We start from the raw sequence: 265 nt of genomic DNA, 5'->3' as shown, positions 1-265 counted from the left end.
CAGTAAGGATGGTGGAGCTATGCGGGATCGAACCGCAGACCTCCTGCGTGCAAGGCAGGCGCTCTCCCAGCTGAGCTATAGCCCCATCGTAGTTATCTCATTCACCTTAATTCTTGCTGAGACAAGGCGTGGAACGATGAAGCATACTGAAGTATGCGAGTCGTTTCACAACGCGGTATCAGAAAGAATTTGGTAGGCCTGAGTGGACTTGAACCACCGACCTCACCCTTATCAGGGGTGCGCTCTAACCACCTGAGCTACAAGC

At 52.8% G+C, this 265-nt stretch carries 1 tRNA gene; it reads right to left on the bottom strand.

Annotated elements, in window-relative coordinates:
• Nucleotides 1-9: 9 nt before the first annotated feature.
• Nucleotides 10-85: transfer RNA gene (locus OGX83_RS00035), tRNA-Ala, on the bottom strand.
• Nucleotides 86-265: the final 180 nt, after the last annotated feature.

The organism is Citrobacter sp. Cpo074 (assembly GCF_030332745.1).
GTDB lineage: Bacteria > Pseudomonadota > Gammaproteobacteria > Enterobacterales > Enterobacteriaceae > Citrobacter > Citrobacter portucalensis.
Note: the sequence above shows the minus strand (reverse complement) of the source record. Positions and strands in the feature narration are given on the sequence as shown.